This window comes from Thalassotalea crassostreae (assembly GCF_001831495.1).
Lineage (GTDB): Bacteria > Pseudomonadota > Gammaproteobacteria > Enterobacterales > Alteromonadaceae > Thalassotalea_A > Thalassotalea_A crassostreae.
Genome location: NZ_CP017689.1, coordinates 2,852,986 through 2,877,028, shown reverse-complemented (window position 1 = coordinate 2,877,028; position 24,043 = coordinate 2,852,986). Strand labels below are relative to the sequence as shown.

The 24,043-nt window shown below is 39.9% G+C and carries 19 protein-coding genes and 1 other RNA gene; 11 read left to right on the top strand and 9 right to left on the bottom strand.

The window, feature by feature from the left end; all coding sequences use genetic code 11:
• Nucleotides 1-54: 54 nt before the first annotated feature.
• Entirely contained in the window at nt 55-783 is a 729-nt protein-coding gene (gene lpxH, locus LT090_RS12360; protein WP_068545669.1) for a UDP-2,3-diacylglucosamine diphosphatase, read from the bottom strand.
• A 4-nt stretch (nt 784-787) separates the two neighbouring features.
• Complete coding sequence (locus LT090_RS12355; protein ID WP_068545670.1) at nt 788-1,279, bottom strand: peptidylprolyl isomerase; 492 nt, start codon at nt 1,277-1,279, stop codon at nt 788-790.
• Nucleotides 1,280-1,507: 228 nt separating this feature from the next.
• On the opposite strand from LT090_RS12355, the gene cysS reads away from it, so the two are divergent.
• Nucleotides 1,508-2,884 (top strand): cysteine--tRNA ligase, encoded by a 1,377-nt coding sequence (cysS, locus tag LT090_RS12350; RefSeq protein ID WP_068545671.1) that lies wholly within the window; start codon nt 1,508-1,510, stop codon nt 2,882-2,884.
• A gap of 101 nt (nt 2,885-2,985) precedes the next feature.
• Here cysS and rpiA read toward each other — a convergent pair whose 3' ends face one another.
• The 3 genes from rpiA to ssrS all read right to left on the bottom strand — a co-directional run bounded on the left by rpiA (nt 2,986) and on the right by ssrS (nt 5,033).
• The gene (rpiA, locus tag LT090_RS12345; protein WP_068545672.1) at nt 2,986-3,645 is read right to left on the bottom strand and encodes a ribose-5-phosphate isomerase RpiA; all 660 of its coding nucleotides are present in this window, start codon (nt 3,643-3,645) and stop codon (nt 2,986-2,988) included.
• Nucleotides 3,646-3,758: 113 nt separating this feature from the next.
• The gene (locus tag LT090_RS12340) at nt 3,759-4,382 is read right to left on the bottom strand and encodes a 5-formyltetrahydrofolate cyclo-ligase (RefSeq protein WP_068545673.1); all 624 of its coding nucleotides are present in this window, start codon (nt 4,380-4,382) and stop codon (nt 3,759-3,761) included.
• A gap of 469 nt (nt 4,383-4,851) precedes the next feature.
• Nucleotides 4,852-5,033, bottom strand: a non-coding RNA gene (gene ssrS / locus LT090_RS12335) — 6S RNA.
• A gap of 345 nt (nt 5,034-5,378) precedes the next feature.
• Here ssrS and LT090_RS12330 point away from each other — a divergent pair.
• The 7 genes from LT090_RS12330 (at nt 5,379) to gcvP (ending at nt 14,822) form a co-directional block, all read left to right on the top strand.
• Nucleotides 5,379-5,948 (top strand): UPF0149 family protein, encoded by a 570-nt coding sequence (locus LT090_RS12330; protein WP_068545674.1) that lies wholly within the window; start codon nt 5,379-5,381, stop codon nt 5,946-5,948.
• Between the two features lie 25 nt (nt 5,949-5,973).
• Complete coding sequence (pepP, locus tag LT090_RS12325) at nt 5,974-7,308, top strand: Xaa-Pro aminopeptidase (protein WP_068545801.1); 1,335 nt, start codon at nt 5,974-5,976, stop codon at nt 7,306-7,308.
• A 29-nt stretch (nt 7,309-7,337) separates the two neighbouring features.
• On the top strand, nt 7,338-8,525 hold the full coding sequence (ubiH, locus tag LT090_RS12320; protein WP_068545675.1) for a 2-octaprenyl-6-methoxyphenyl hydroxylase: 1,188 nt from the start codon (nt 7,338-7,340) through the stop codon (nt 8,523-8,525).
• Between the two features lie 35 nt (nt 8,526-8,560).
• The gene (locus LT090_RS12315; RefSeq protein ID WP_068545676.1) at nt 8,561-9,820 is read left to right on the top strand and encodes an FAD-dependent monooxygenase; all 1,260 of its coding nucleotides are present in this window, start codon (nt 8,561-8,563) and stop codon (nt 9,818-9,820) included.
• Nucleotides 9,821-10,155: 335 nt separating this feature from the next.
• Complete coding sequence (gene gcvT / locus LT090_RS12310; RefSeq protein WP_068545677.1) at nt 10,156-11,244, top strand: glycine cleavage system aminomethyltransferase GcvT; 1,089 nt, start codon at nt 10,156-10,158, stop codon at nt 11,242-11,244.
• Nucleotides 11,245-11,445: 201 nt separating this feature from the next.
• Nucleotides 11,446-11,835 carry a glycine cleavage system protein GcvH gene (gene gcvH / locus LT090_RS12305; protein ID WP_068545678.1) on the top strand — a complete coding sequence of 130 codons (390 nt, stop codon included), beginning with the start codon at nt 11,446-11,448 and terminating at the stop codon, nt 11,833-11,835.
• A 98-nt stretch (nt 11,836-11,933) separates the two neighbouring features.
• Complete coding sequence (gene gcvP / locus LT090_RS12300; protein WP_068545679.1) at nt 11,934-14,822, top strand: aminomethyl-transferring glycine dehydrogenase; 2,889 nt, start codon at nt 11,934-11,936, stop codon at nt 14,820-14,822.
• 170 nt (nt 14,823-14,992) lie between these two features.
• On the opposite strand, the gene LT090_RS12295 is transcribed toward gcvP, so the two are convergent.
• From LT090_RS12295 to LT090_RS12285, 3 genes are read right to left on the bottom strand one after another with little or no spacing between them, the layout of a single operon-like run.
• The gene (locus LT090_RS12295) at nt 14,993-15,685 is read right to left on the bottom strand and encodes a hypothetical protein (protein ID WP_068545680.1); all 693 of its coding nucleotides are present in this window, start codon (nt 15,683-15,685) and stop codon (nt 14,993-14,995) included.
• Nucleotide 15,686: 1 nt separating this feature from the next.
• The gene (locus LT090_RS12290) at nt 15,687-18,554 is read right to left on the bottom strand and encodes a metallophosphoesterase (RefSeq protein ID WP_068545681.1); all 2,868 of its coding nucleotides are present in this window, start codon (nt 18,552-18,554) and stop codon (nt 15,687-15,689) included.
• Complete coding sequence (locus LT090_RS12285) at nt 18,551-20,026, bottom strand: sulfatase (RefSeq protein WP_198360669.1); 1,476 nt, start codon at nt 20,024-20,026, stop codon at nt 18,551-18,553. The genes LT090_RS12290 and LT090_RS12285 overlap by 4 nt, the downstream gene beginning before the upstream one ends.
• A 205-nt stretch (nt 20,027-20,231) precedes the next feature.
• On the opposite strand from LT090_RS12285, the gene LT090_RS12280 reads away from it, so the two are divergent.
• Both LT090_RS12280 and LT090_RS12275 read left to right on the top strand, forming a co-directional pair.
• Complete coding sequence (locus LT090_RS12280; protein WP_068545683.1) at nt 20,232-20,762, top strand: RNA polymerase sigma factor; 531 nt, start codon at nt 20,232-20,234, stop codon at nt 20,760-20,762.
• Entirely contained in the window at nt 20,723-21,916 is a 1,194-nt protein-coding gene (locus tag LT090_RS12275; RefSeq protein ID WP_157726604.1) for a hypothetical protein, read from the top strand. Before LT090_RS12280 ends, LT090_RS12275 begins: the two co-directional genes overlap by 40 nt.
• 555 nt (nt 21,917-22,471) lie before the next feature.
• On the opposite strand, the gene LT090_RS12270 is transcribed toward LT090_RS12275, so the two are convergent.
• Complete coding sequence (locus LT090_RS12270) at nt 22,472-23,155, bottom strand: DUF4386 domain-containing protein (RefSeq protein ID WP_068545685.1); 684 nt, start codon at nt 23,153-23,155, stop codon at nt 22,472-22,474.
• Between the two features lie 411 nt (nt 23,156-23,566).
• Between LT090_RS12270 and LT090_RS12265 the strand changes: the two genes are divergently transcribed.
• The gene (locus tag LT090_RS12265) at nt 23,567-23,986 is read left to right on the top strand and encodes a DUF6326 family protein (protein ID WP_198360670.1); all 420 of its coding nucleotides are present in this window, start codon (nt 23,567-23,569) and stop codon (nt 23,984-23,986) included.
• Nucleotides 23,987-24,043: the final 57 nt, after the last annotated feature.

The window sequence follows — 24,043 nt, the reverse complement described above, 5'->3', positions numbered from 1 at the left end:
CACGCGGTCTTAATAAAGAAACAATAAAAAAGGGATTCAATTGAATCCCTTTTTTTATTTAAATGATTGGTTTAATAATTCAAAACCATCTTCAGTGACTTTTAAATAGGAGCCTTGATCGTACCAATCGCCTAACACGATACGCTGAGCGTCTTTACCATTTGCCGTTAAGTTATGCACAAATGGTCGGTGTGTGTGGCCGTGGATCATCAATTGCGAATTGTACTGCTCTAATGTCTTAACGACTTCTATTGGCGTTACATCCATAATCTCTTGCGGCTTATGGTTGTCTGGTCGCATTGCAACTTTTTCACGGTAATTGCGGGCCATATTTTTACGAACAGATAGCGGTAAACAGCGAATGATCGTTTGCCACCACCAAGAGCGAGATTTCTTACGAAACTTCATATACTCAAGATCATTAGTACATAATGAGTCACCGTGCATAATCACTGTCTTCTGACCATATAAATCAATTTCTTGAACGTCAAGTAACAATGTCATACCGGCTTTCTTGGCATATCGTTTGCCGATTAAAAAGTCGCGATTACCAACAATAAAGTAAATTTTTGTGCCTTTATCGCTTAACGCTTTTAGCTCTCGAGCAATATCTAGGACGAAAGGATCGTCATCATCATCGCCTACCCAAAACTCAAAAAAGTCGCCAAGAATATAGAGCTTCTCAGCTTTTGGTGCGTCATGATGCAAAAAACTCAGAAAGCAATCGGTTATATCCGTTCGCTCCTGAGTTAAATGTAAATCAGCGATAAAGTAAGTCAGCAAGGTCTTAAGCTACTTCTACAGACTCAACTAAAATATCGTTAGTTGGTACGTCATCATGGAAACCGTAACGACCAGTTTCAGCAAGCGCCATCTTATCAACAACATCCATACCTTCAACGACGTTACCAAATACACAGTAACCCCAGCCTTGAACATTTTCCGCTTTAAAATCAAGGAAAGTGTTATCAACTAAGTTGATAAAGAATTGCGCCGATGCAGAATGAGGATCTTGAGTACGCGCCATCGCTAAACTACCGCGAGTGTTACTTAAGCCGTTGTTTGCTTCGTTTTCAATTGCTGCACGAGTTGTTTTTTCACCCATGCCAGATTCAAAACCACCACCTTGTGCCATAAAGCCTTTAATTATACGGTGAAATATCGTGCCGTTGTAGAAGCCTTCTTCACAGTATTGCTTAAAGTTAGCGGCTGTTTTAGGGGCATTGTCAAAATCTAATTCGATTTTAATGTCACCTAAATTAGTTTTAAATGTGATCATGTTTTTATCCTTTGTTGTTTGCCGTTAGGCACTTATGCTTGAATTGTAACCTAATCAATGTGTCGGTAAAAGGGCTAAACTGTAGTTGCTTGTTATCATCTTTATAAAAATGATCACAAATGCGTAATTTTTTCCATTTTTAAACAACACAGCGCCGTACTCTATAGCATCAGTCAATCGGTTAATGTACAATTGCGAGCAGTTAAATTATCAATTACGAGAGACACAATGCTACAAATATACAATACCCTAACCCGTCAAAAGGAAGAGTTTAAACCAATTACCCCAGGTAAAGTTGGTATGTATGTTTGTGGTATCACCACTTACGATTTATGTCATATTGGTCATGCTCGTACTTACGTCGCGTTTGATGTGATCTCACGATACATTCGTCATTTAGGTTTTGATTTAACCCACGTCCGTAACATTACTGACGTTGATGACAAAATTATTAAACGTGCGGCAGAAAACAACGAATCATTTGAGCAGTTAACTGAGCGTATGATCGCTGAGATGTATGCTGATTTAGATGCATTGAATGTAGCCCGCCCAGATATCGACCCGCGCGTATCTACTCATATGCCGGAAATTATCGAGATGATTGAAAAGATCATCGACAATGGTCATGCCTATGTTGCCAGTAACGGTGACGTAATGTTTGATGTTCCATCATACGAAGATTACGGCAAACTTAGTATGCAAAATCTTGATATGTTGCAAGCTGGCTCACGTGTCGATGTAGATGATGCAAAGCGTAACCCAATGGATTTTGTATTGTGGAAAACGGCTAAACCAGAAGAGCCTTCTTGGTCATCACCATGGGGTGAGGGCAGACCAGGCTGGCACATTGAGTGTTCGGCAATGAACTCGAAACATTTAGGTGAGCATTTCGATATTCATGGTGGCGGCAGTGATTTACAGTTCCCACATCATGAAAATGAAATTGCCCAATCATGTTGTGCTTCGAAAACCCAGTACGTAAATTACTGGATGCACGGCGGCATGGTACAAATTAATAAAGAGAAGATGTCTAAGTCATTAAACAACTTCTTTACCTTGCGCAGTGTGTTAGAAACCTACGATGCAGAATCTGTACGCTACTTTTTAGTATCGAGTCACTACCGTAGTCAGTTAAATTATTCACAAGATAATTTAGACCAAGCTCGTTCATCTATTGAGCGCATTTATACCTCGTTACGTGGTGTAAGCCCAATTGCGGTTGAACTATCAAGCAATGATTACGTTAAACGCTTTGAGCAAGCAATGAATGATGACTTTAATACCGCAGAAGCATTGCCGGTTATTTTTGAATTATCAAAAGAAGTGAATCGCTTAAAAGCTGAAGACCCGCAAAAAGCTGGTGAGTTAGCATTCGTACTTAAATCACTTGGTGCAATTATTGGTATTGCCCAATCTGAGCCGGAAGAGTTTTTCAAAGCCGGTAGCGATGACGATGCGCAATTAATCGAACAGTTAATCGAGCAACGTAATAGCGCTCGTGCAAACAAAGATTGGGCGATGGCTGATGATGCTCGTGACAAGCTAAAAGCAATGAATGTTATTCTTGAAGATAGCGCAGGTAAAACAACCTGGCGCCGCGGCTAATTGCAGCGCTCAGCGGCTAATCGCAATTGGAAATTAAAAAAGGAGCTAATAAGCTCCTTTTTTTGTATCTAAACCTGCTGGCTCTTTATTGAAAATTAACTCTACAAAGAAATAACTTCTGCACCATTTTCAGTACCTAGCACCAATATATCAGCGCCACGGTCGGCAAATAGTCCGTTTGTTACTACACCAACAAGAGCATTGATTTTAGTTTCCATCTCAATAGGATTTAATATTTCCATATTGTGAACATCTAAAATCACGTTTCCGTTATCGGTAATAACACCAGTGCGGTATTCTGGATCGCCACCAAGTTTTACTAATTCGCGAGCCACATAGCTACGTGCCATTGGGATCACTTCAACCGGTAGTGGAAATGAACCAAGTACGCCAACCTGTTTAGAACTATCGGCAATACAGATGAATTTCTTTGCTACTGCGGCAACAATTTTTTCTCGAGTTAACGCGGCGCCACCACCTTTTATCATGTGACCATGTTCGGTAATCTCATCGGCACCATCAACGTAAACAGATAAATCGTCAACAGAGTTTAAATCAAACACTTCAATTCCGTATGACTCTAATCGCTCTGTAGATGCTTCAGAACTAGAAACAGCGCCAACAATTTTATCTTTCATTGTCGCTAGAGCATCAATAAAGTGATTAACTGTTGAACCTGTACCAACACCAACAATAGTGTCTGCTTCTACAAATTCCAGCGCTTTTATTGCTGCTGCTTTTTTCATTTCATCTTGAGTCATGATAAATCCTGAACCTTGTGCTAAATAGCACCTAAATATTAGTATCTAAATCGAATTGCGCATATTGTAACCTGTTTATAGGCACTCAATAAACGGTTTTCTTAAGCGTTGTGTTAAAAATCTGGGGTAAGAATTTCAGGGATTGCAATATCCCATTGTTCAACGGGAATTTTGTCAACTTGTTGGCAGCTATGAGCAACACCAATGGGGAAAGGCTTACTTGCATGTTGTTGGTGCCACTGTGCTAACGTTCGGTCATAGTAACCACCGCCCATACCCATGCGATTACCTGCTGAGTCGAAGGCGACTAATGGCGTTAACAAAACATCGAGCTGAGATACGGGTAATACCTTTGTCACATCGAGTTTTGGCTCGCTAATACCATATTTGTTTTGCTGCATTTTTGTATCTGCTTGGTAATTTAAAAACAATAAATGCCCAGCACTAAATGGATGTAAAACAGGTAAATAAAGCTGTTTATTTTGTTGCCAACACCAATGAATAAATTCGGCCAAATCTAGCTCACCATCATTGGCTAAATACAAAGCGATGGTTTTGGCTTTAATTATTTGTGGGTGTTTACTTAAAACTAACTTAATTGATTGGCTTGCTTGCAGCTGTTCGGCTGGCGACATTTGTTGACGACGACTGCGCACTAGTTTGCGTAATGCATTTCGCTCAGTAGCGTTTTCTATTTTAGATAATTGTTGTTTATTAAGGTTCGACTCTTTGGTCATCGATTTGTGAACTCGATAATTTAACTATTGTTTATAGTTAATCATATAACGCAGATAATGTGTAATGCGGCGTCTAATTAGAATTAGAATTAGAAAAAGAAATGGGTGCCCCCCAAGATGCCGTAATTAACGTCAGCCATAGAACACAGTTGGGTATAAGTGTTCAGGGCGGTCCGCCTTGAAGGTAAATAATCATAAGTTTTGGGGTATAGAAAAAGAAGTGGGTGCCCCCCAAGATGCCGTAATTAACGTCAGCCGTAGAACACAGTTGGGTATTAGTGTTCAGGGCGGTCCGCCTTGAAGGTAAATAGCATTAAGTATTTGGGAAATAGAAAAAATTTTAAAAGATAAAATATATAGGGTGCCCCCCAAGATGCCGTAATTAACGTCAGCCTTAGAACACAGTTGGGTATTAGTGTTCAGGGCGGTCCGCCTTGAAGGTAAATATGGGATATAGAAAAAGAAGTGGGTGCCCCCCAAGATGCCGTAATTAACGTCAGCCCTAGAACACCGTGTGTTCAGGGCGGAAATCGCACAACTGCCGTAGGCTTCTCGATACTAGCCGAGCTTGCTCAAAAGCAACTGATAAATCTCCTTAGGTAAAACTTATCGGCTCAGGGACGTAGTCAACCACAAACACCCCAGGGAACAAAATATCCAATAGAAATAAATTTCAATTGGTTTAAACAGTATACACCTTGCCAGCGATGAAAGGGTAACTTTTGGTTAAATATTTAACATAAAATATTCGGTCAACGAATACTCATTCAATCGCTAGTTTAACCGCTAGCACTCGTTGACAGGCTTGCACTTTAGTAAGAAGCGTTTGATTATTCAAGTGCTTTATTAGCAAATTAATACCGACTGCTGTTAATGCCATCAATTTGCTAGGTTTTTAACCATATTGAACTACAATAGTTACTAGAGAAAAGCGCCGTACAATGGTACATTAGTCGCTATTGAATGAACTCACACAATACTAAGAACTTTAATTTTATGGCACAGAATAATTTGCTTTCTTTCGCACAAGTACAAGCGGCACTTGGTGGCGATAACCTTGCTGCTCACGCATCTGAAATTCACGGCTTATTAACGGGCATTATTAGTGCCGGATTTGCTTTTGAAGATGAATCTTACTTAACCCTACTCAATGATTTTTTCAACAATGGTGAAGGTTTAAGTAAATCACTTAAAGATGTAATTAAGACGGTTTATGGTGAGATTTGGCAAAGTGTTCTTGATGACAGCTTTACCTTTCAAATGTTATTGCCAGATGACGACGAAGCGATTGTTGAGCGTGGCCAAGCTCTGGGATTGTGGGTGCAAGGTTTTAACTTAGGCTTTGGCTTACAACAAAAAAATAAAGATGCGTTTTCCGAAGACGTGAAAGAAATCATTAAAGACTTTGGTGACATCGCCAACCTTTCTAGTGAACTTGAAGAAGATGAAGAAACCGAACATGCCTATTACGAAATTATGGAATATGTACGTATCTCATCTTTATTATGTTTTGCCGAACTAGGTCAAAAACCGAAAGCAGATGATGCTGCGGCCACTATTCATTAATTATAAGTAGAAATTAATCATGTCGATGAAACACACTCGAATAGACATCAGCGAATTTATAGAGCGCCGTGAAAAATTAATGGCACAAATGCCAGAAAACTCAGTGGCGTTAATTCCTGCCAATAAAGAAGTTACTCGCTCTCGAGATACCGAATTCCTTTTTTGCCAAGATAAAGATTTCTATTATTTAACTGGTTTTCATGAGCCTGATGCATTGCTGGTATTAGTGAAAACCTTTGAATGCGAAACGATTTTATTTTGCCGAGACAAAGATCCACTGCAAGAAGTTTGGCATGGCCGCAGAGTAGGCGCAGAAAAAGCGCAGCAAGATTTTAAAGTTGATCATGCCTATACATTAGATGAGCTTGAGCAAGTATTACCTATGTATATTAATGGTCGAGACGCTATTTTGTTTGCCCAAGGTCTGCAAGAAGAATTCGATCGATTAGTGTTTGCTTGTCTTGATGTATTGCGCAACGGCGCTAAACAAGGTTTTAGTGCGCCGACTACGACTATTGATATACGACCAATGATCAGCGAAATGCGGTTAATTAAATCGGACGCTGAAATCGCGGTAATGCGAGAAGCCAATATTATTTCAGGTAATGCCCATTCCCGTGCTATGCGTTTTACCGAACACGGTACCTTTGAGTATCAAGTGGAAGCAGAAATATTGCATGAGTTTGCCTTTAATGGCGCTAGAGCTGCGGCATATGGTTCAATTATTGGTGGTGGTGAAAATGCCACGATATTGCATTATACCGACAATGATGAAGTGTTGATTGACGAGGAATTGTTATTGATTGATGCTGGCGCAGAGCTAAGTGGTTATGCCGCTGATATTACTCGAACCTTTCCTGTTAACGGTAAGTTTAGCGAAGAACAAGCGGCGCTTTATCAAGTGGTATTAGATGCACAAATTGCAGCGATTGAAACCATCAAGCCAGGCAGTAATTTTTCACTCGCTAATATTGCCGCAGAAAAAGTATTAACTGAAGGTCTACTAAAGCTAGGTATTCTATCCGGTGATATCGATACCTTGATTGAACAGCGAGCTTGTAAAAAGTATTTCATTCATGGTTTAGGTCACTGGTTAGGACTGGATGTTCACGATGTTGGTGATTATCAAATGGACGAGAATAAGCAGCAGTTACGCAGTTTTGAACCGGGCATGGTGATGACTATTGAGCCGGGTCTTTATATCGACGGCGAAGCTGACGTTGAGCATAAATGGCAAGGCTTAGGCATTCGTATTGAAGATAATATATTAGTCACCGCAGACGGTTATGAAAACCTTACAGTCAATGCGCCTAAAACCATTAGCGACATTGAAGCTATGATGGCAAATAAGAAAAACTAATTTATCTATAAGTCTAAGTTTAAAAATCTATGTTTGATGTGATCATTTCCGGTGCCGGACTTGCAGGGGCAAGCATGGCACTAGCGTTAGCTAAACTACAAAAAAAAGACGGCACACCGTTGAGTATTGCTGTGGTTGAAGCATTCGCGATTCGTGATGATTTAGCATTAAATTATGATGCCAGAGTTATCGCTTTATCCCATGGCAGTGCCTGTTACTTAAAGCAACTGGGTTGTTGGCAGCAGTTAAAAGACGATGCGATGGCGATAAAAACCATCCATATCTCTGATCGAGGTCATTATGGTAAAGCGCGAATTAACGCTGAAGATTTTGACATTCAGGGCCTTGGTTATGTCGCTGAAATCCAGGCCATTGGCAATGCCTTAATTAGCACACTAAAACAATTCGATAACGTTACTTTTTTTGCGCCTCAAACTATTGACCACATTCAGTGGCATAAGCAGTACGTTGAAGTTACCTTAGAATCAGGCGAAACCTTATCTGCGCCGCTATTACTTGGTTGTGATGGTGGTCAATCTAAGTGTCGTGAACTTGCTAAAATAGAGTGTGATTATAGTGACTATCAACAATGCGCAATAATCGCTAATGTGAGCACAGAACAAGCCCATCAAAATAAAGCGTTTGAACGTTTTAGTGATTCTGGTCCAATTGCTTTATTGCCGATGACCGATAATCGCAGCTCGTTAGTATGGACCGTTAAACCAGAACAGGTTGCTCACCTACTTGCATTGAGTGATGAAGATTTTGCAGCTGAGTTAGAGCAAGAATTTGGCGCTTGGTTAGGTGGCTTTAGTAATATTGGCAAACGTTTTAGTTTTCCGCTGAAATTGATAAAGGCTAATGATCAGGTAGCTCATCGTATGGCATTAATTGGCAATGCAAGTCATACATTGCACCCTATTGCAGGGCAGGGTTTTAACCTTGGTATGCGAGATGTGCAAGTATTTGCTGAACTGTTTGAACAAACTCTGCAAAGTGGCAACGATTTAGGTGATTTTCATAATTTGCAAAACTATGCAAAATTGCGGGCGCAAGATCATCAACAAGTGATTGCGCTAACAGATTCTCTTGTACATTTGTTTTCTAATCAACATATACCGTTAGTCGTTGGACGTAATATCGGTTTGAAAGTGTTGAACTATATTCCGTCATTGAAAGCCGCATTTGCTGGCAAAACAATGGGACATTTTGACTAATGGAATCTTTGACTAATGGAGCACTTTGATTAGCTATGCAAAAGTTTGATATTACAATTGTCGGTGGTGGTATGGTTGGCTTAGCTTCAGCACTGGCCATTCGCAGTACCACAGATTTATCTATTGCTATTATTGAGCCTCAGCCACTTAACGAATTAGCCAATACTCCGCATTTAAGAGTCAGTGCAATAAACGCCGCCAGTCAGCAATTACTTAAAAACCTAGGTGTGTGGAATACGATTATCAAACAACGCGCCCAAGCGTATGAAAACATGCACGTTTGGGATAAAGACGGATATGGTCATTTAGATTTTGGTGTTGAGCATCTGCCTAAAAATGTTAATAAGAATCAAGGCTTAGGTCATATCATTGAAAACGATGTGATTCGAAATGCGCTGTGGCACAAGGCTCAGCAAGACACAAATATTACCATTATAAGTGAGCAACTTACTTCTATTGCACAAGGCGATTCAGAGGTGTTTTTAAGCTTTGCTGAAAATACGCCAATTATCTCTCGATTGGTGATCGCTGCCGATGGGGCAAATTCTTGGGTGCGCAAGCAGCTCAATATGGAAATGACCTTTAGAGATTATGATCACCATGCGGTTGTCGCCACGGTTGACTGTGAGCAAGGCCATCAACAAACGGCGTGGCAAGTATTTTTAGAAACTGGCCCGTTAGCGTTTCTGCCTTTGTATCAACAAGCAGAGCAAGCTGATCATTGTTCAATCGTCTGGTCATTACCACCAGCGAAAGCTGAACAAGTAAAAGCGCTGAACCAAGCAGAGTTTAATAAATCGATTACTGCGGCAAGTGATGGAAAACTAGGACGTATCCAGCTTAAAAGTGAGCGGGTGAGCTTTCCATTAACTATGCGATTAGCACGGGACTTTGTTCGTGGTCGAGTGGTATTAATTGGCGATGCAGCGCATACAATTCATCCATTGGCAGGACAAGGCGTAAACCTTGGATTTGTTGATGCCGCAGCGATAGCAGATACCTTGCGCGACATGGTAAGCACTAACAAATCTCTTAATGATAGTAAGTTACTTGGTCAATTTGCGCGCTATCGAAAATCAGATGCTGTGGATATGATGGCGGCGATGGAGTCTATTAAACAAGGTTTTTCTTTACAGCAAAAATTGCCGAAAATTGTCAGAGGTGTCGGCATGAGTTTGTTAAATAACGCGCCACTGCTTAAGCCTATTTTGAAACCGATGTTAATTAAACAAGCATTAGGTTTACGAGACGATTTACCTTCCTTATTAAAAGCCAAAGATCCTCTCAGTTTATAACGAAACGTATCCTTCTAAACAGCTTCATAAAAGCCAGTGCAAAAATTTGCTCTGGCGTTTTAGTTTTATCTGGGCGATTTATTCATAACTCTAAAATATTCCGAATTTAATTTTGTAATTTTATTAATATTGAGTCTTTATTCGGTATTTGTTTGCTCCTTGGTTAATTGTTTTGATTATGGTGATTTTGAATTGATCCCTGTGCAACTGAGGCGTATAATCGCGTCAAATTTTTGTAATCAAATGGTTACTTTTTAAACTAGTTCAGTTTTATCTTTGGTTAACTAGCCAAATAGACAAACTGATTTATCATCGATTCAGAGTGAAAACACATCATGACTAACAAAACAGTTCTACATGCCAAGCACCTTGAAGCTGGCGCCAAAATGGTAGATTTCTACGGTTGGGAAATGCCAATCAATTATGGTTCACAAATTGAAGAGCATAATGCAGTGCGTAACGACGCTGGTATGTTCGATGTGTCTCACATGACAATCGTTGATGTTCAAGGCGCAGATGCAAAAGCATTTTTACGCAAATTGGTGATCAATGACGTCGCTAAATTAGAAACTGCTGGTAAAGCGTTATACACCGGTATGTGTAACCTTGAAGGTGGCGTAATCGATGACTTAATCGTTTACTTCTTCACAGATACTGACTACCGCTTAGTGGTAAACTCTGCAACTCGCGTAAAAGATTTAGCGTGGATTGGTGAGCAAGCAAATGGCTTTGAAGTAACGATTACGGAACGCCCTGAATTTGCCATGATCGCCGTTCAAGGCCCACAAGCAAAAGCAAAAGTAGCAACCTTATTGGATGCTGAGCAAACTGCAGCCGTTGATGGTATGAAGCCATTCTTTAGCGCACAAGCTGGCGATTTATTTATCGCAACAACAGGTTACACAGGCGAGAACGGTTACGAAATCGCATTACCTGCTGACCAAGCTAGTGACTTATGGCAACAACTACTAGACGCTGGTGTTAAGCCATGTGGTTTAGGTGCTCGCGATACATTACGTTTAGAAGCTGGTATGAACCTATACGGTTTAGATATGGATGAGTCTGTATCACCACTTGCGGCAAACATGGCATGGACAATTGCATGGGATGATGAATCTCGTAATTTCAATGGTCGTGAAGTATTGGCTGCACAACGCGCTGCTGGCGACCAACCAAAACTTGTTGGTTTAGTAATGGAAGCGAAAGGCGTACTTCGTACTGGCCTTAAAGTTGTTACACCGCACGGTGAAGGTGTTATAACATCAGGTACATTCTCGCCAACTCTTGGTTTCTCAATTGCCATGGCTCGAGTGCCGCGTGCAGTGAAATTAGAAGAGACAGTACAAGTTGAAATGCGTAAGAAAATGGTTGACGTAAAAGTGATCAAACCAAGCTTCGTACGTAACGGCGAAAAAGTATTTTAAGATAAGCGCAAAGCGCTTATATGGAAGGTCTTTAGATTAATTTCAAAAAATAGTAAAAAGACCTTCATTTCTGAAATTAATTGACTAAAATGTAGTCAGTTTGTTTGAGTGAAATTAACGTAGCTAACGTAATTAAGATATTAAAGTAATTAGCGTAAGTGACAAAATCATAAAATTTAATAAATATTTAGGAACAATAAAATGAGCAACATTCCTTCTGAGTTAAAATATGCAACGTCTCACGAGTGGGTTCGTAACGAAGGTGACGGTACGGTAACTATCGGTATTACTGAGCACGCGCAAGGTCTTTTAGGCGATATGGTATTTGTTGAATTACCAGATGTTGGTGATGAAGTAGCGACTGGCGATGATATTGCCGTTGCAGAATCTGTTAAAGCAGCTTCAGATATCTATGCTCCAGTTTCGGGTGAAGTTGTTGCAGTAAACGAAGACCTAGAAGATTCACCAGAGTTGGTTAACTCTGATGCTTTCGGCGACGGTTGGATGTTCAAAATTAAATTAGACGACGCAAGTGAACTAGACGCATTATTAGATGCTGAAGGTTATGCAAACGTTGTTGATGAAGACTAATTCATAATAAACAACCACTTATAAGCCCTGGGCAATAGCTCGGGGTTTATTGTTTTTATAAGAAAGATTCACTTAGTATTTTTTGGGAACTGCAGTTTATGTCTACTCAAACTCTAACACAGTTAGAACAAACTCAAGATTTTATCCGTCGTCATATCGGTCCTGATGCCGAGCAAACAGCAGCAATGCTTAGCGAAATTGGTGCTGACTCAGTCGATGCATTAATTGATGAAATCGTACCGGCGAATATTCGTTTAAACGAATTACCAAACATTAATGAAAGTAAAACTGAAGTTAAAGCGTTAAGCGATTTAAAAGCGGTAGCAAGTAAGAACATTGTAAACCAATCAAACATTGGTTTAGGTTACTACCCAACGCACACGCCTAACGTAATTTTACGTAACGTGTTAGAAAATCCAGGTTGGTACACAGCGTATACGCCTTACCAACCAGAAATCGCTCAAGGTCGTTTAGAGTCATTATTAAACTACCAACAAATGTGTTTAGACTTAACGGGTCTAGACCTTGCTTCTGCATCACTTCTTGATGAAGGTACAGCAGCAGCAGAGGCGATGGCGTTAGCAAAACGTGTTTCTAAAAACAAAAAATCTAACTTATTCTTTATCGCGGATAGCGTATACCCACAAACAATTGACGTTGTTAAACAACGTGCAGAAATGTTTGGTTTTGATCTTGTTATGGGTCCTGCAGAAGACGTTGTTAACCACAATGTATTCGGTGCGTTATTACAATACCCAACGGCGACTGGTGAAGTAAGTGACATTACACCACTTATCGAAGCGGTACATGCAAACAAAGGTATTGTTGCTGTAGCTGCTGATATTATGTCATTAGTACTATTAAAAGCACCGGGCGAACTTGGCGCAGACGTAGTTATTGGTTCAAGCCAACGTTTTGGTGTACCAATGGGCTACGGTGGTCCACACGCGGCATTCTTCACGACTTCAGATAAATACAAGCGTTCACTACCAGGTCGTATTATCGGTGTTTCAAAAGATACACGCGGTAAAGATGCATTGCGCATGGCGATGCAAACTCGTGAACAACATATCCGTCGTGAAAAAGCCAACTCAAATATTTGTACTGCACAAGTATTATTAGCCAACATGGCAGCGTTCTACGCGGTTTACCACGGACCGAAAGGTTTAAAAGTTATTGCTGAGCGTATTCACCGTTTCACTGATATTTTATGTTTAGGTACGGCACAAAATGGTTTAGTTGCTATTCATAACAACTACTTTGATACATTAACGTTTAATGTAGAAAACAAAGCTGAAATTGTTGCACGTAGCCTAGCAAACGGCGTTAACTTACGTACCGACGTTGAAGGGCAAATTAGCGTTTCTCTAGATGAGACTACGACACGTGAAAATATTGCAACATTATTTGATATCTTACTAGGTGAAGGTCATAACTTAGACGTAGCTGAGTTAGATGCATCAGTTATTGCTTCAGGTTGTTCATCAATTCCTGCGGCGCTAGTACGTGAATCTGCAATCTTAACGCACAAAGTATTTAACTCGTACCACTCAGAAACTGAGATGTTACGTTACATCAAAAAACTTGAGAATAAAGATTTAGCATTGAACCACTCAATGATTTCTTTAGGCTCATGTACGATGAAACTGAATGCAACGGCACAAATGATCCCTGTATCATGGCCTGAATTTGCTAACATGCACCCATTTGCTCCAATCGATCAAGCGCAAGGTTACAAGCACATGATTGATGAGTTAGGTGACTGGTTAGTTGAATTAACTGGATACGATAACATCTCAATGCAACCAAACTCGGGTGCACAAGGTGAGTATGCTGGTCTTATCGCGATTCATAAATACCATGAAAGCCGCGGCGATTCACACCGTAACATCTGTCTAATTCCTTCTTCGGCGCACGGTACTAACCCAGCGTCTGCGCAAATGGTTGGTATGAAGATTGTTGTTACTGCTTGTGATAAAGACGGTAACGTTGACATGGATGATTTAAAAGCGAAAGCAGAAGAGCATTCTGAAAACCTAGCTTGTATTATGATCACCTACCCATCGACACACGGTATCTACGAAGCGACGATTAAAGAAATTTGCGAAATCATTCACAGCCATGGTGGCCAAGTATACCTTGATGGTGCCAACATGAATGCACAGGTTGGTATTACTTCACCTGGTTTTATTGGTGCTGATGTATCACACTTAAACCTTCATAAAACATTCGCTATCCCACACGGCGGCGGTGGCCCAGGTATGGGACCAATAGGTGTTAAAGCTCATCTTGCTCCGTTCTTACCAGATCACGCATTGGTCACGGTTAACGAAGACACTAAAGGCAATGGCGCTGTTTCTGCTGCACCATTTGGCTCTGCGGGTATTCTTTGTATTTCTTACCTTTACGTTGCGATGTTAGGTAAAAAAGGTGTGACTGATTCAACTAAGTACGCAATCACCAATGCTAACTACTTAGCGCACAAACTAAGCCAACACTACCCAATTTTGTATACCGGTCAAAATGGCCGTGTTGCGCACGAATGTATCGTTGATTTACGTCCACTTAAAGAAGCGTCTGGCATCACTGAAATGGATGTTGCTAAGCGTTTAATGGACTATGGTTTCCATGCCCCAACAATGTCATTCCCAGTAGCGGGTACATTAATGATTGAGCCAACGGAATCTGAAGCGAAAGTAGAACTTGATCGTTTCGTTGAAGCAATGACAAGCATTCGTAGCGAAATTGCTAAAGTAGAAAGCGGTGAGTGGACACTTGAAGATAACCCTCTTCATAATGCGCCACATACACTAGCTGACATTACTGATGCATCTTGGGATCGTGGTTACACAGTTGCAGAAGCTGTATTCCCGGTGCCTGCGGCAGCAGCGAACAAATTCTGGCCAACAGTGAACCGTATCGATGACGTATATGGCGACCGTAACTTAATTTGTTCGTGTCCTGCGGTATCTACTTACGAAGATTAATTTCCGACATTGATCACGACAATTGAAGTTGGAAACTTTTAAAAAAACTAAAATAAAAGGCGAATCAGAGGTGATTCGCCTTTTATTTATACAAATTTCTATTTCTATACTCGATTGTAATGGTCGTTCAATTTCAGTAAAGGCTCACATCTCACCTGAATATAACAATATTATTTTCGTTTTTTCTGTCGTTTACCTTTGCTCGGTACCTGATCACTCAGACCTGTGAAATTGGGACGGTCGAGACCATCGGGTGCTTTTGTGATCTTACGGCGAAATAGTACTATATTATCGAGTTCCAAATCATCGCTCCAGATAAAACTGGCACCCTTGAAATCATAGTCGAAGAACGGAGCTTTTGGCCTGACGTGTTGTTGTGTAAATTCCGTGGCCTGTACCCAACCTCTGTCATCAAAGTTACTCGTAAACCATTTCTCGGGCACTGTCATATGCTTGGTTCGTGGTTTTTTGATGTCTCTGTCGATGGGACCCCAGGAGATTTTTTTAACTTTCCACCTGCTGTTTGTGACAGTACCGTCACCTAGTTTTAGAATAAATCCCCCATCACCGATTGAAGTGTTGCCATATTCCAACCCTGTCACTGGATCTGCATTATCCATAGCCATTACAGCGATAGTCATGGGGTAGGACGGCAGAATATCAACGGATATTACATTGTGGGGCATAAAGGCAATGCTATCTACTGCAATCAAGGTACCATTGATATAAAGTTTGAAGCTATTGTCTGCATAGATATTGGCCTTGATTGTGTCGGTAATACGGGGTTTTCGGATTTGTTCTGCCCCTGCTAGAACACCAAAAGATGCAACAAAAACGAATAACAAAAATTGCAGGATTTTCATGTCATAACACCTCTTTTGAACCGGCGATATAGTAGGAGTGGGCTATGTCACCGGAGGATTTTACATAATCTACTTTTACCTCGTCCTCGGAAACGTTAATTTGTACATGACCTGAACTTCCGAGCAATTTTCCACTCTTGTAGCCATACTCCAAAGCACTCCGTGTATTACCTCGTCCTCCGTGTCCTGGTTGAGGTACTTCCTGATAGATAATGCCATCAAGTTCCTGTTTAACGTATAAATGGTCATGACCATGAAAGACCATGGTGACCTTATTTTCAACCAATAAGTCATGGATAGGCTTTTCCCAGTCTGGACGGTGTTTTTTGAATTCATTATCCCCATTCAGTGAGTCTCCACCCCATTCAAAATATTGCGCTGCCTCGCGCCCACCACGCGCTGACTTGTCTAAGCCACCGACAAGGTGATGGATAAAGATAAATTTATACTTAGCCTGACTTTCACGTAATGTTTTTTTCAGCCAGTCATATTGTTGCTTGCCCAGACTGCGTGACCACATGTCGCGTCGACCTTGATCACTTGTGAACCAAAAAGGATCGAGTGTCACGAATAAGGCGTCGCCCCATTGCCAGGAATAATAATTTTCTAACTGACCCGCATAGGGATGCTCGGTGGTATTACCTGAATAAAAATCATTTGGATACGGGTTGGGAAAATAACGTTTTCGCATTTTCGCCGACCAAACTGCCATGTTGTCGGCAGTGCCATCATCCCATCGGCCAGATTCGCCATCATGGTTGCCAAGTACAAAAAACAGCGGTGATGAATGACTTACTGAACCAAGAAAATAGCGTTGCGCTAAGTATTGGGCTTTCGAGTCTCGGTAATCATCATATTTATCCACCATGAAAGTATCACCTAGGGCCATATGAAAGTCAGGACGTTTGGCTCGAATGTTGGCTAAAGTACTTGCATAGACGTCTGCCTTAGTTCCCGAGTCTAAATGAGAATCTGACTGTACGGTAAAGCTGAAAGCCTTACTTGGTGCCCTAGCAGTATGGAAACTATAGGTTTGTTCAGACAAAGTACCATTGTGTACAAATCGATAATAGTAACGGGTATCAGCCTGTAACTTATTGATGACAATATCAAAAGGATTGCCAGCAATAAAATTAATTGTCTTGGTTCTGACCTGTAAATTGGCTTCTTCCGGGCCAAATATAATATGTCCACTGCCATCACTTTTCGGTAAAATCCGAGCTGTTACATTCTCGTCAGAGGGGCGACCGAGAATAATATCATAGGCTTGTTCAGCAGCCATTGGGCTTGATAGAATTTCTTGCATAGCAGCAGCAGATTGAGTTTGGCTTGATCCTCCACCCTTAGAACCTTTTACTTTCTTATTTTTTTTTGTTTTTTTGTTTTTTTTATCTTTATCCTTGCGTCCCTGACCATTTGATTTCTCAAACATCTTTATTGCCAAGCCAACCAATTCATTACGGGAAATTTTTTGGTCAACATCAATATCTATCTCTTCAAAATGGCCACGAACAAATCCAGCCATCGCTTGGCGAACCCGGGCTGATTTACTTTCTTCAGTTTCTATGTAGCCACTACCATCAAGATCATAACCTGCGAATGTTGCCTCAGCCTCTGAGAGCATTTCTTTTCTTGAAACAACACCATTTTTGTCCTGATCTAATTCTGTCAGGTGGGCGACAACCCAAGGTTTGCGTTGGCCGTCTTGAGGTTCGTTATGTTGAGTTTTCTTATTTTTACCTGGCTTGTTCTTTCGCTGTTTATTTTTTTGTTGGCTGCCACGTAGTCGCCGTTGGTACTTTTCTTCACGCAGAACACCATCGCCATCATCAAATTTGAATGTGAAGGTGCCATCTTCATTATCGGTATATTCGATGTGCCGAATTGTGTCATTGTAACTATAAGTTAATTGGTATTTATTGCCCTGCCTTTTGAAATCCGTTATTTCAGCGCCGCGCAATGGTCTTGTATAGGGCCGAATACTTTGGGCACGCGGTTGTACTTTAACCTCTCCCCCCTCTAAGGCGACTGTGCCTTTGAAACCACCATTTAAATAGGGATAACTTTTAGAACCATGATAATGATATTCCTCGTCACTGGATTTTTCGTGACCGGAGTCGCCATTTTCATGAAAATGCACACGATTGCTAACTAAACCATTTGGGTAAGTATGGCCGTTTAACCAATCAACCTCTTTTGCAGGTTTGCCATCAGGCTCGATGCTGGTGTGAATGGGAAAACCATCAAGGGCGACGGCAACAGGAACACCTTTGCCAACCGTCTTCTCAAGATGCCAAGGTGTGATGTGGTAATGATAATCATCAGCACGACCGGCATGGCCACCAAATTCATCCAGCTCTCCATTGAGAAATGTATCTGTACGGCCATCTTGTTTAATAGGGTTAAAAATAGGTATGCCGTTTGCTGCAACAGCGATAGAACCCTTGAACAGAGTATTCTTTGCAGAAATGGCTGTCTCTGCGATTTTGGGATCCAGAGGAATGCGCCAAGCATTTCCACCTTTATAGGGTTGTGGGATTGGTACTTGACGATTCCATGCAGTAATACCTACCATCATTTGATGATCGGCCATGGAATCGGCCTCAACGTATAGATAGTTTTCATCCCAGGCGATGTTCACCTTGTCTGCAAAAGGTTCAAAAACCTTAGCGAGAGCCGGTTTGGGGCCAAGGTTGATCTTAGGAAAGTCAACTTCTGTTGGTGCGGTTCGACCACCACGGCGATCTGTTTTGCTTTTGTCGTTGCTATTATTACTGTCGGAATTAGAGACACTATAGGCATTGAACGTTAGCAAAGAGAAAGCTAAAACAAGGGATGTATTGATTATTTTATGAGGTAATTTAATCATTGGTTTTTCCCTCCATTGTTATCTTTATTCTTGCGCTTGTTTTTATTTTTGTCTTTTCCTTTGTTCTTACCTTTACCCTTATCGCCTTTTCCTTTTTTACGTCCCTTGGGATCATACTGAGTCACACCATCATAATCAGGATTCATTTCAGGTAGCTGGGCATTAATGCTGGCCAATTGACTTTTTAGTCTGGTTAATAAATTTGCACTTAACTTAGAATTATTTAACGACAAATCTTGAGATTCAGATATATCCTTGTCTAGATCAAACAATTTGGAGCTATCTGTTTCATAAAAATAGATCAGCTTGAAGTTATCCTGATAAATAACACTATGGGGAGTAGTTCCTTGATAATGGGGAAAATGAAATACCAGATCTTCCGAAGGTCTTTTTACAGGTCCTGACTCGCCAGTTAACAGTGATGAAATATCACCTCCTTCAACACCATTGGGCAAAGGTTTATTACCTCCTGCCAAATGATAAAAAGTAGGAAATAAGTCATAACCAACAATAGATTCATCGCTTATTTGACCTGCTTTAATACCAGGTCCACGAATAATTAACGGTACTCTGATACCTCCTTCCCATAAGGATCCTTTGCCACCTTTTAGTAGTTTATTGCCTCCTGAACCGTTATCTGACATATACACAACATAGGTATTATTGCTAATACCCAATGCCTCTAGTTTTGCAAGTAGAATACCCACGCCACGATCGAGATCTTCAGCCAGGGCAGCACGACCACTTTGTTTGGCACTGGTCTTTTTCATTAAACCTTCGTACTTCTTCACCAGTTTGGGATCAGCATTCTCAGGATGATGCAATGCATGATAGGACATCTGAATAAAAAAAGGTTTTCCTTTGCTAATATTACGGTCCATAAAATCTATAGCACGCTCTCCCATGCCAAAAATATCGACAGGGTTGGGAGGCGTGTGTGGAATTGCATCGTTATTGCCGGTATCACCGTCGGATTCATCATAACCATGGTTTTTGGGGCCACCCCCCCCGATATGCCATTTACCGTAGTGTGCTGTAGCGTACCCTCGTTGTCGCAATAACTCGGCAATGGTGATTTCACTTTGGGCAATGTTTTTGTTGATAGAGGGGGGGAATAGTTTCAATCCATCACGTGCTGTCATCACAGGTGCAGCCTTGGTCCAGTGTAACTGTGCTGGACTTTTACCCGTTTGCAAACTTATTCGTGTCGGTGAACATACCGGGGCAGGAGCATAAGCACGGCTAAAGAGCATTCCCTGAGCTGCCAGTTGGGTAATATTGGGTGTTGCAATCACCTTACTTTTGGAGTCTGGGTGATTAGGGTCCATTGTTACAGATAAGCCTGACCAGCTTTGATCGTCTGACAATAGAAACAGAATGTTCGGTTTGTCTATAGGCTGCTTTGCCATGGTCATGCTTGAGAAGATCAAGGCTATTAATCCGCTAGCGGTCTTCATTAAATTTATGCTCATTTATCACCTCAGGAGTATGTCATTACCTAGTATTGTCACCAACATCCAAAAAGGGGACAAAATAGTTAAGAATAATTCTGTTTATTGACTTAACGATCATTTACTTGTCAATATAAGCAGCTGTCATAATTTTTTTCAATAAATGTCCCCTTTTTAGTGATTAACGACAATATTAAATGAAAGCTTAATGAAAAGAGCAGACTAAATGAAATCTGAACAAGTATTCGAAATTCTAATGCGTGAACAAACGGGCATGTTATTAACCTATCTTCGTGCCATTGTTGGTTCTCCTGCTGCCGTTGATGACATTTATCAAGAAACGATGCTTACGGCATGGAAAAAACTAGATAGTTTTGATAAAACTCGTAGTTTTGGACCTTGGTTAAGAGGCATTGCTAAAAATCATGCTTTGGCACATTTTCGTTGTGCTAAACGCGACATGTTAATGTGTAACGACGCTATTCTTGAATACTTAGATCAACAGCTACTTCAAATCGAATTATCTTCTGGAGATAGTTGGCAAGAAAAAACCAAGGTGTTACATCAATGCATTGAACAGTTACCTGAAAAGTATCAACAAGTCGTTCGCTTACGTTATCTTGAGGAGCGCAAAACAGCAGAAGTTCAACAGCATGTTGATATCTCCAGAGAGGCTTTGAAAAAAAGATTACGGCGTGCGAAAAAACAGTTGTTTCAATGTTTACAACAAAAAAACATCTTAATGGCGATGAGTTAGGAATTTCCATGAAAGATATCCATTCAGAAAAGAAGTCAGAGACTAAATCCGAAAATGAGTCAGCAAGTCATAAAGTTTCACCTCTCCAAGACAAAGCTGAGGTTGAGTATTGGCTTTATGGCGAACAAATGTGTAATACAGCAACAGAATTGTCACAGAACAATGAGGGTGTTACAGATGAAAAGGAGAAGTTAGTTGCAACTGAGTTATCCTCAAATGAACTATCTTCAACAGAGCATGCTCAACAGCAGTTAGTACATGCTTTATTGCTTCAGCAAAAAGACAGGGATGCTGAAACAAGTGTTCGCATTGAAAAAGTTATGTCACAACTTTCTAGGCAAGAAGAACTATCCACTACCAACAGCACCAGTAAAAATAATAATGTCATCCCTTTATTTAGGCGCTGGGTTAGTATCGCAGCATCTGTTTTGATACTTATTGGTTTGAGTTTTACTTTGATGCTACCCAGTAATGAAGCCATTGCAGCAATGGATAAAGTTATTGAGACATTCTCTGAAATGGCGGGGCGTGTTTATGACGTTAAAGTAGAAATAGCTAAACAAGGTAAAAAGGGTTCAAAGCATAAGCAGAAAAGTAATGGACCTGAACGTCAAGATGACAACCGTAAAAATAAAAAGTCCAGTTTCTCGGGAGGAAAATTGTATCTAAGTGGCAGGGAACAATTTGTATTGATTGCCAATAACCAACTTAGAAAAGGCAAAATCACTGGCAGTAATGGTGTTGAAAGTTGGTCTATCGGTGGAAAGGGTAAGGTTAAAATCGAGACTCAAGCCAATAGCCAGGCAAAGGTTAACTTGCCCCTCGCTGCGAAAAGTGCAGAGTTAACCTTCATGAATATTTCTGAGATGTTAAATGCATTGAAACAAAGCTACCATTTAACGATTGAGTATGATCAACAAGCGAATAATATTGCTGGTTTATGGTCTAAAATCACCCTAAAAAAAATAGATAATAAAACCAAAGGAGTTAAGGAATTAGTGTTGTTTTTTAATCCTGATACTCACGTTATTCAACAAATGATTTTTGATAAGGTCCATTTGCAAGGAGATCCAAGTCTTAAAAAGGTAACCATGACTTTACTCTCTACAGCGCCTATAGAAAATCATTGGTTTAACTATCAAACCCATTTATAAAGCCCTTTATCTTTTTGCTAGCCAACGACAAGACGATTTTTTTGTTGTTGGCAATTCCATATGAACGCTGAGTAAAATCAATTATTCAAATATTCGTCCCTTTTTCAATCCCCATGAAAGTTTACGCTTAGGGAACCTTGCATCTCAACCAGGAGAATTACAGAATAAAATGTGTGATAGTTGCACTGCGGTAGAGGGGATGCTAAAGCATACTTATAATACAAAACATGAAGCTGAGATCCAAACTGATACTGAAGAATAAGAGTTGTAGCTTGTTTCCAACTAGAATTGTCGTGATCACATTAGTAGGTGAGCAGGTAGGCTATCAAGGTTTACCGTTGATAAATTAAAGAGCGAGTATTACCAAGTAGTACTCGCTTTTTCTTTGATTTTAGGAATCTAAATTTAAGCTAATTTGGTCAACGTTTGAAAATCGTAAATTCAACAGCTGCAGCATTAAATAACAGGGTAAAATAATGCAGAAATGAGGATGAATAATTTAAAATGAACATACCGAGCTTGATTGAAACCCGGTAATATTAAATTAAGATCGATTTAACTTGTTTTTATCGGGATATTTATTCCTTTTATCATTAACCATATTCCTACAGTAAGTTCGAATAATGCGCCGGGAAACATTACAAACATTACTTCCCGAGGCAAATTTGGAATTAACAGTTTTGCGATGGGATATATAATTAAAGAACTATAAGTTATCACTCCCCAAACACCTAAAAACTTAGGTATGTAGCGAGCCTGTGAAAGTAAATAAAATGTAATTATTCCGGCAAAACCCATAAATATCCAACTATATTCATAAGCTGGATTAATAAAGTTACTGACTACAATCAATACTATACGCATTTGTTCTATATCCAATAGCTCGGGAAAATACGATTTATTAGCAATTGCCAACATAGTGATACCAAAAACGACAGCCATACCTCCGACAATTAATTCAACCAACCGTAAACACAAAGCAGTTTGAGAAAGCTGCTTATTTATAGATTTAGTTACAGCGTAAAAAGAAGTGGAAGCAAGAATTACAGCTAAAAATAAAATTATTTCCAAAAAGATGCCAAACCGAAATTGCATCTCATCTTGAAACAAACCATTTGTTTCTAACATATCGATACTTGTTAATTTTAAATTTAAGAACATTTTTGTTAGACCCGCGATTGTAAAAGTAACATATGAAATGCCCGCCAATTTTGCGTAAAAGTTTTGATGTTTAGTCATCGATTTTTCCTATTTATAATTTTTATGAAAATTTGACTTAACATATCTAAAGATATTTTTTTGATCGCCTTAATGGGCCCATTTGCACGAATAATGAATAAAATATTTGGCAAAATCTTTATTATCCAAAATCTTCAATAAACGCATGCATAAATGGCAGGGCTGATTGTTAAGGCGGATTTAGAGTTCAGCTTAAAAGTAAATAAGAAAATTTTGAAAAGATAGAATCTAGATTGACTGTGATAGCAAAATTATAGCTTTTGTTTAAAAATCTAAAAATAAATGCAATAAAACGTTCGAATATGCCCATTTGAACGACAACACCTCTAAATTAGGGCACTTTTCATATCAAAACCAAGTTCTATCACTAAAAACAAAACTAAAGCTAATAAACTTTATACAGGAATGAATATGAAAATTTTTAACTTCGACGGTAATCGAGAGCAACTTTTATCTGTACTGTGGATTTTTCTAACGGTGAACTATATCTATTGCGATGTATTTACTATGCACCTCGCTCCCTATCTAAAAGCGTTTTTGTCAGGCGACGTTGGTGGTATGAAGATCACCGAAGAATTTTTGTTAATGTTTGCTTTTATCATGCAAGTGCCATTAATTATGATCGTCTTGTCTAGGTATTTAACATTCAAACTAAATAAGTATCTTAATATCATCACAGGTATTTTTACCACCTCAGTGCAAGCGTTTACGTTAACCATGGGCGGCAGTACACTGCATTATAAATTTTTTAGTACAATTGAGATTTTTACAGGTCTATTTATTATTTATTTGGCATTCACGTGGAAGAAAGTTGTAGCGGAAACTACATAATAATCATCGCTATTTAATAGCTATAGAATAGCTTATTTAAGGTATTGAACTCTCAAT

What these genes read in the sequence shown, in the direction of transcription:
- LT090_RS12355 (WP_068545670.1), bottom strand. Translation starts at nt 1,279, where the DNA reads ATGATCACATTTAAAACTAATTTAGGTGACATTAAAATCGAATTAGAT.
- LT090_RS12330 (WP_068545674.1), top strand. Translation starts at nt 5,379, where the DNA reads ATGGCACAGAATAATTTGCTTTCTTTCGCACAAGTACAAGCGGCACTT.
- LT090_RS12290 (WP_068545681.1), bottom strand. Translation starts at nt 18,554, where the DNA reads ATGATTAAATTACCTCATAAAATAATCAATACATCCCTTGTTTTAGCT.
- LT090_RS12270 (WP_068545685.1), bottom strand. Translation starts at nt 23,155, where the DNA reads ATGACTAAACATCAAAACTTTTACGCAAAATTGGCGGGCATTTCATAT.
- LT090_RS12275 (WP_157726604.1), top strand. Translation starts at nt 20,723, where the DNA reads ATGTTTACAACAAAAAAACATCTTAATGGCGATGAGTTAGGAATTTCC.
- LT090_RS12315 (WP_068545676.1), top strand. Translation starts at nt 8,561, where the DNA reads ATGCAAAAGTTTGATATTACAATTGTCGGTGGTGGTATGGTTGGCTTA.
- rpiA (WP_068545672.1), bottom strand. Translation starts at nt 3,645, where the DNA reads ATGACTCAAGATGAAATGAAAAAAGCAGCAGCAATAAAAGCGCTGGAA.
- pepP (WP_068545801.1), top strand. Translation starts at nt 5,974, where the DNA reads ATGAAACACACTCGAATAGACATCAGCGAATTTATAGAGCGCCGTGAA.
- gcvT (WP_068545677.1), top strand. Translation starts at nt 10,156, where the DNA reads ATGACTAACAAAACAGTTCTACATGCCAAGCACCTTGAAGCTGGCGCC.
- cysS (WP_068545671.1), top strand. Translation starts at nt 1,508, where the DNA reads ATGCTACAAATATACAATACCCTAACCCGTCAAAAGGAAGAGTTTAAA.
- LT090_RS12285 (WP_198360669.1), bottom strand. Translation starts at nt 20,026, where the DNA reads ATGAGCATAAATTTAATGAAGACCGCTAGCGGATTAATAGCCTTGATC.
- gcvH (WP_068545678.1), top strand. Translation starts at nt 11,446, where the DNA reads ATGAGCAACATTCCTTCTGAGTTAAAATATGCAACGTCTCACGAGTGG.
- LT090_RS12265 (WP_198360670.1), top strand. Translation starts at nt 23,567, where the DNA reads ATGAAAATTTTTAACTTCGACGGTAATCGAGAGCAACTTTTATCTGTA.
- LT090_RS12340 (WP_068545673.1), bottom strand. Translation starts at nt 4,382, where the DNA reads ATGACCAAAGAGTCGAACCTTAATAAACAACAATTATCTAAAATAGAA.
- LT090_RS12280 (WP_068545683.1), top strand. Translation starts at nt 20,232, where the DNA reads ATGAAATCTGAACAAGTATTCGAAATTCTAATGCGTGAACAAACGGGC.
- ubiH (WP_068545675.1), top strand. Translation starts at nt 7,338, where the DNA reads ATGTTTGATGTGATCATTTCCGGTGCCGGACTTGCAGGGGCAAGCATG.
- LT090_RS12295 (WP_068545680.1), bottom strand. Translation starts at nt 15,685, where the DNA reads ATGAAAATCCTGCAATTTTTGTTATTCGTTTTTGTTGCATCTTTTGGT.
- gcvP (WP_068545679.1), top strand. Translation starts at nt 11,934, where the DNA reads ATGTCTACTCAAACTCTAACACAGTTAGAACAAACTCAAGATTTTATC.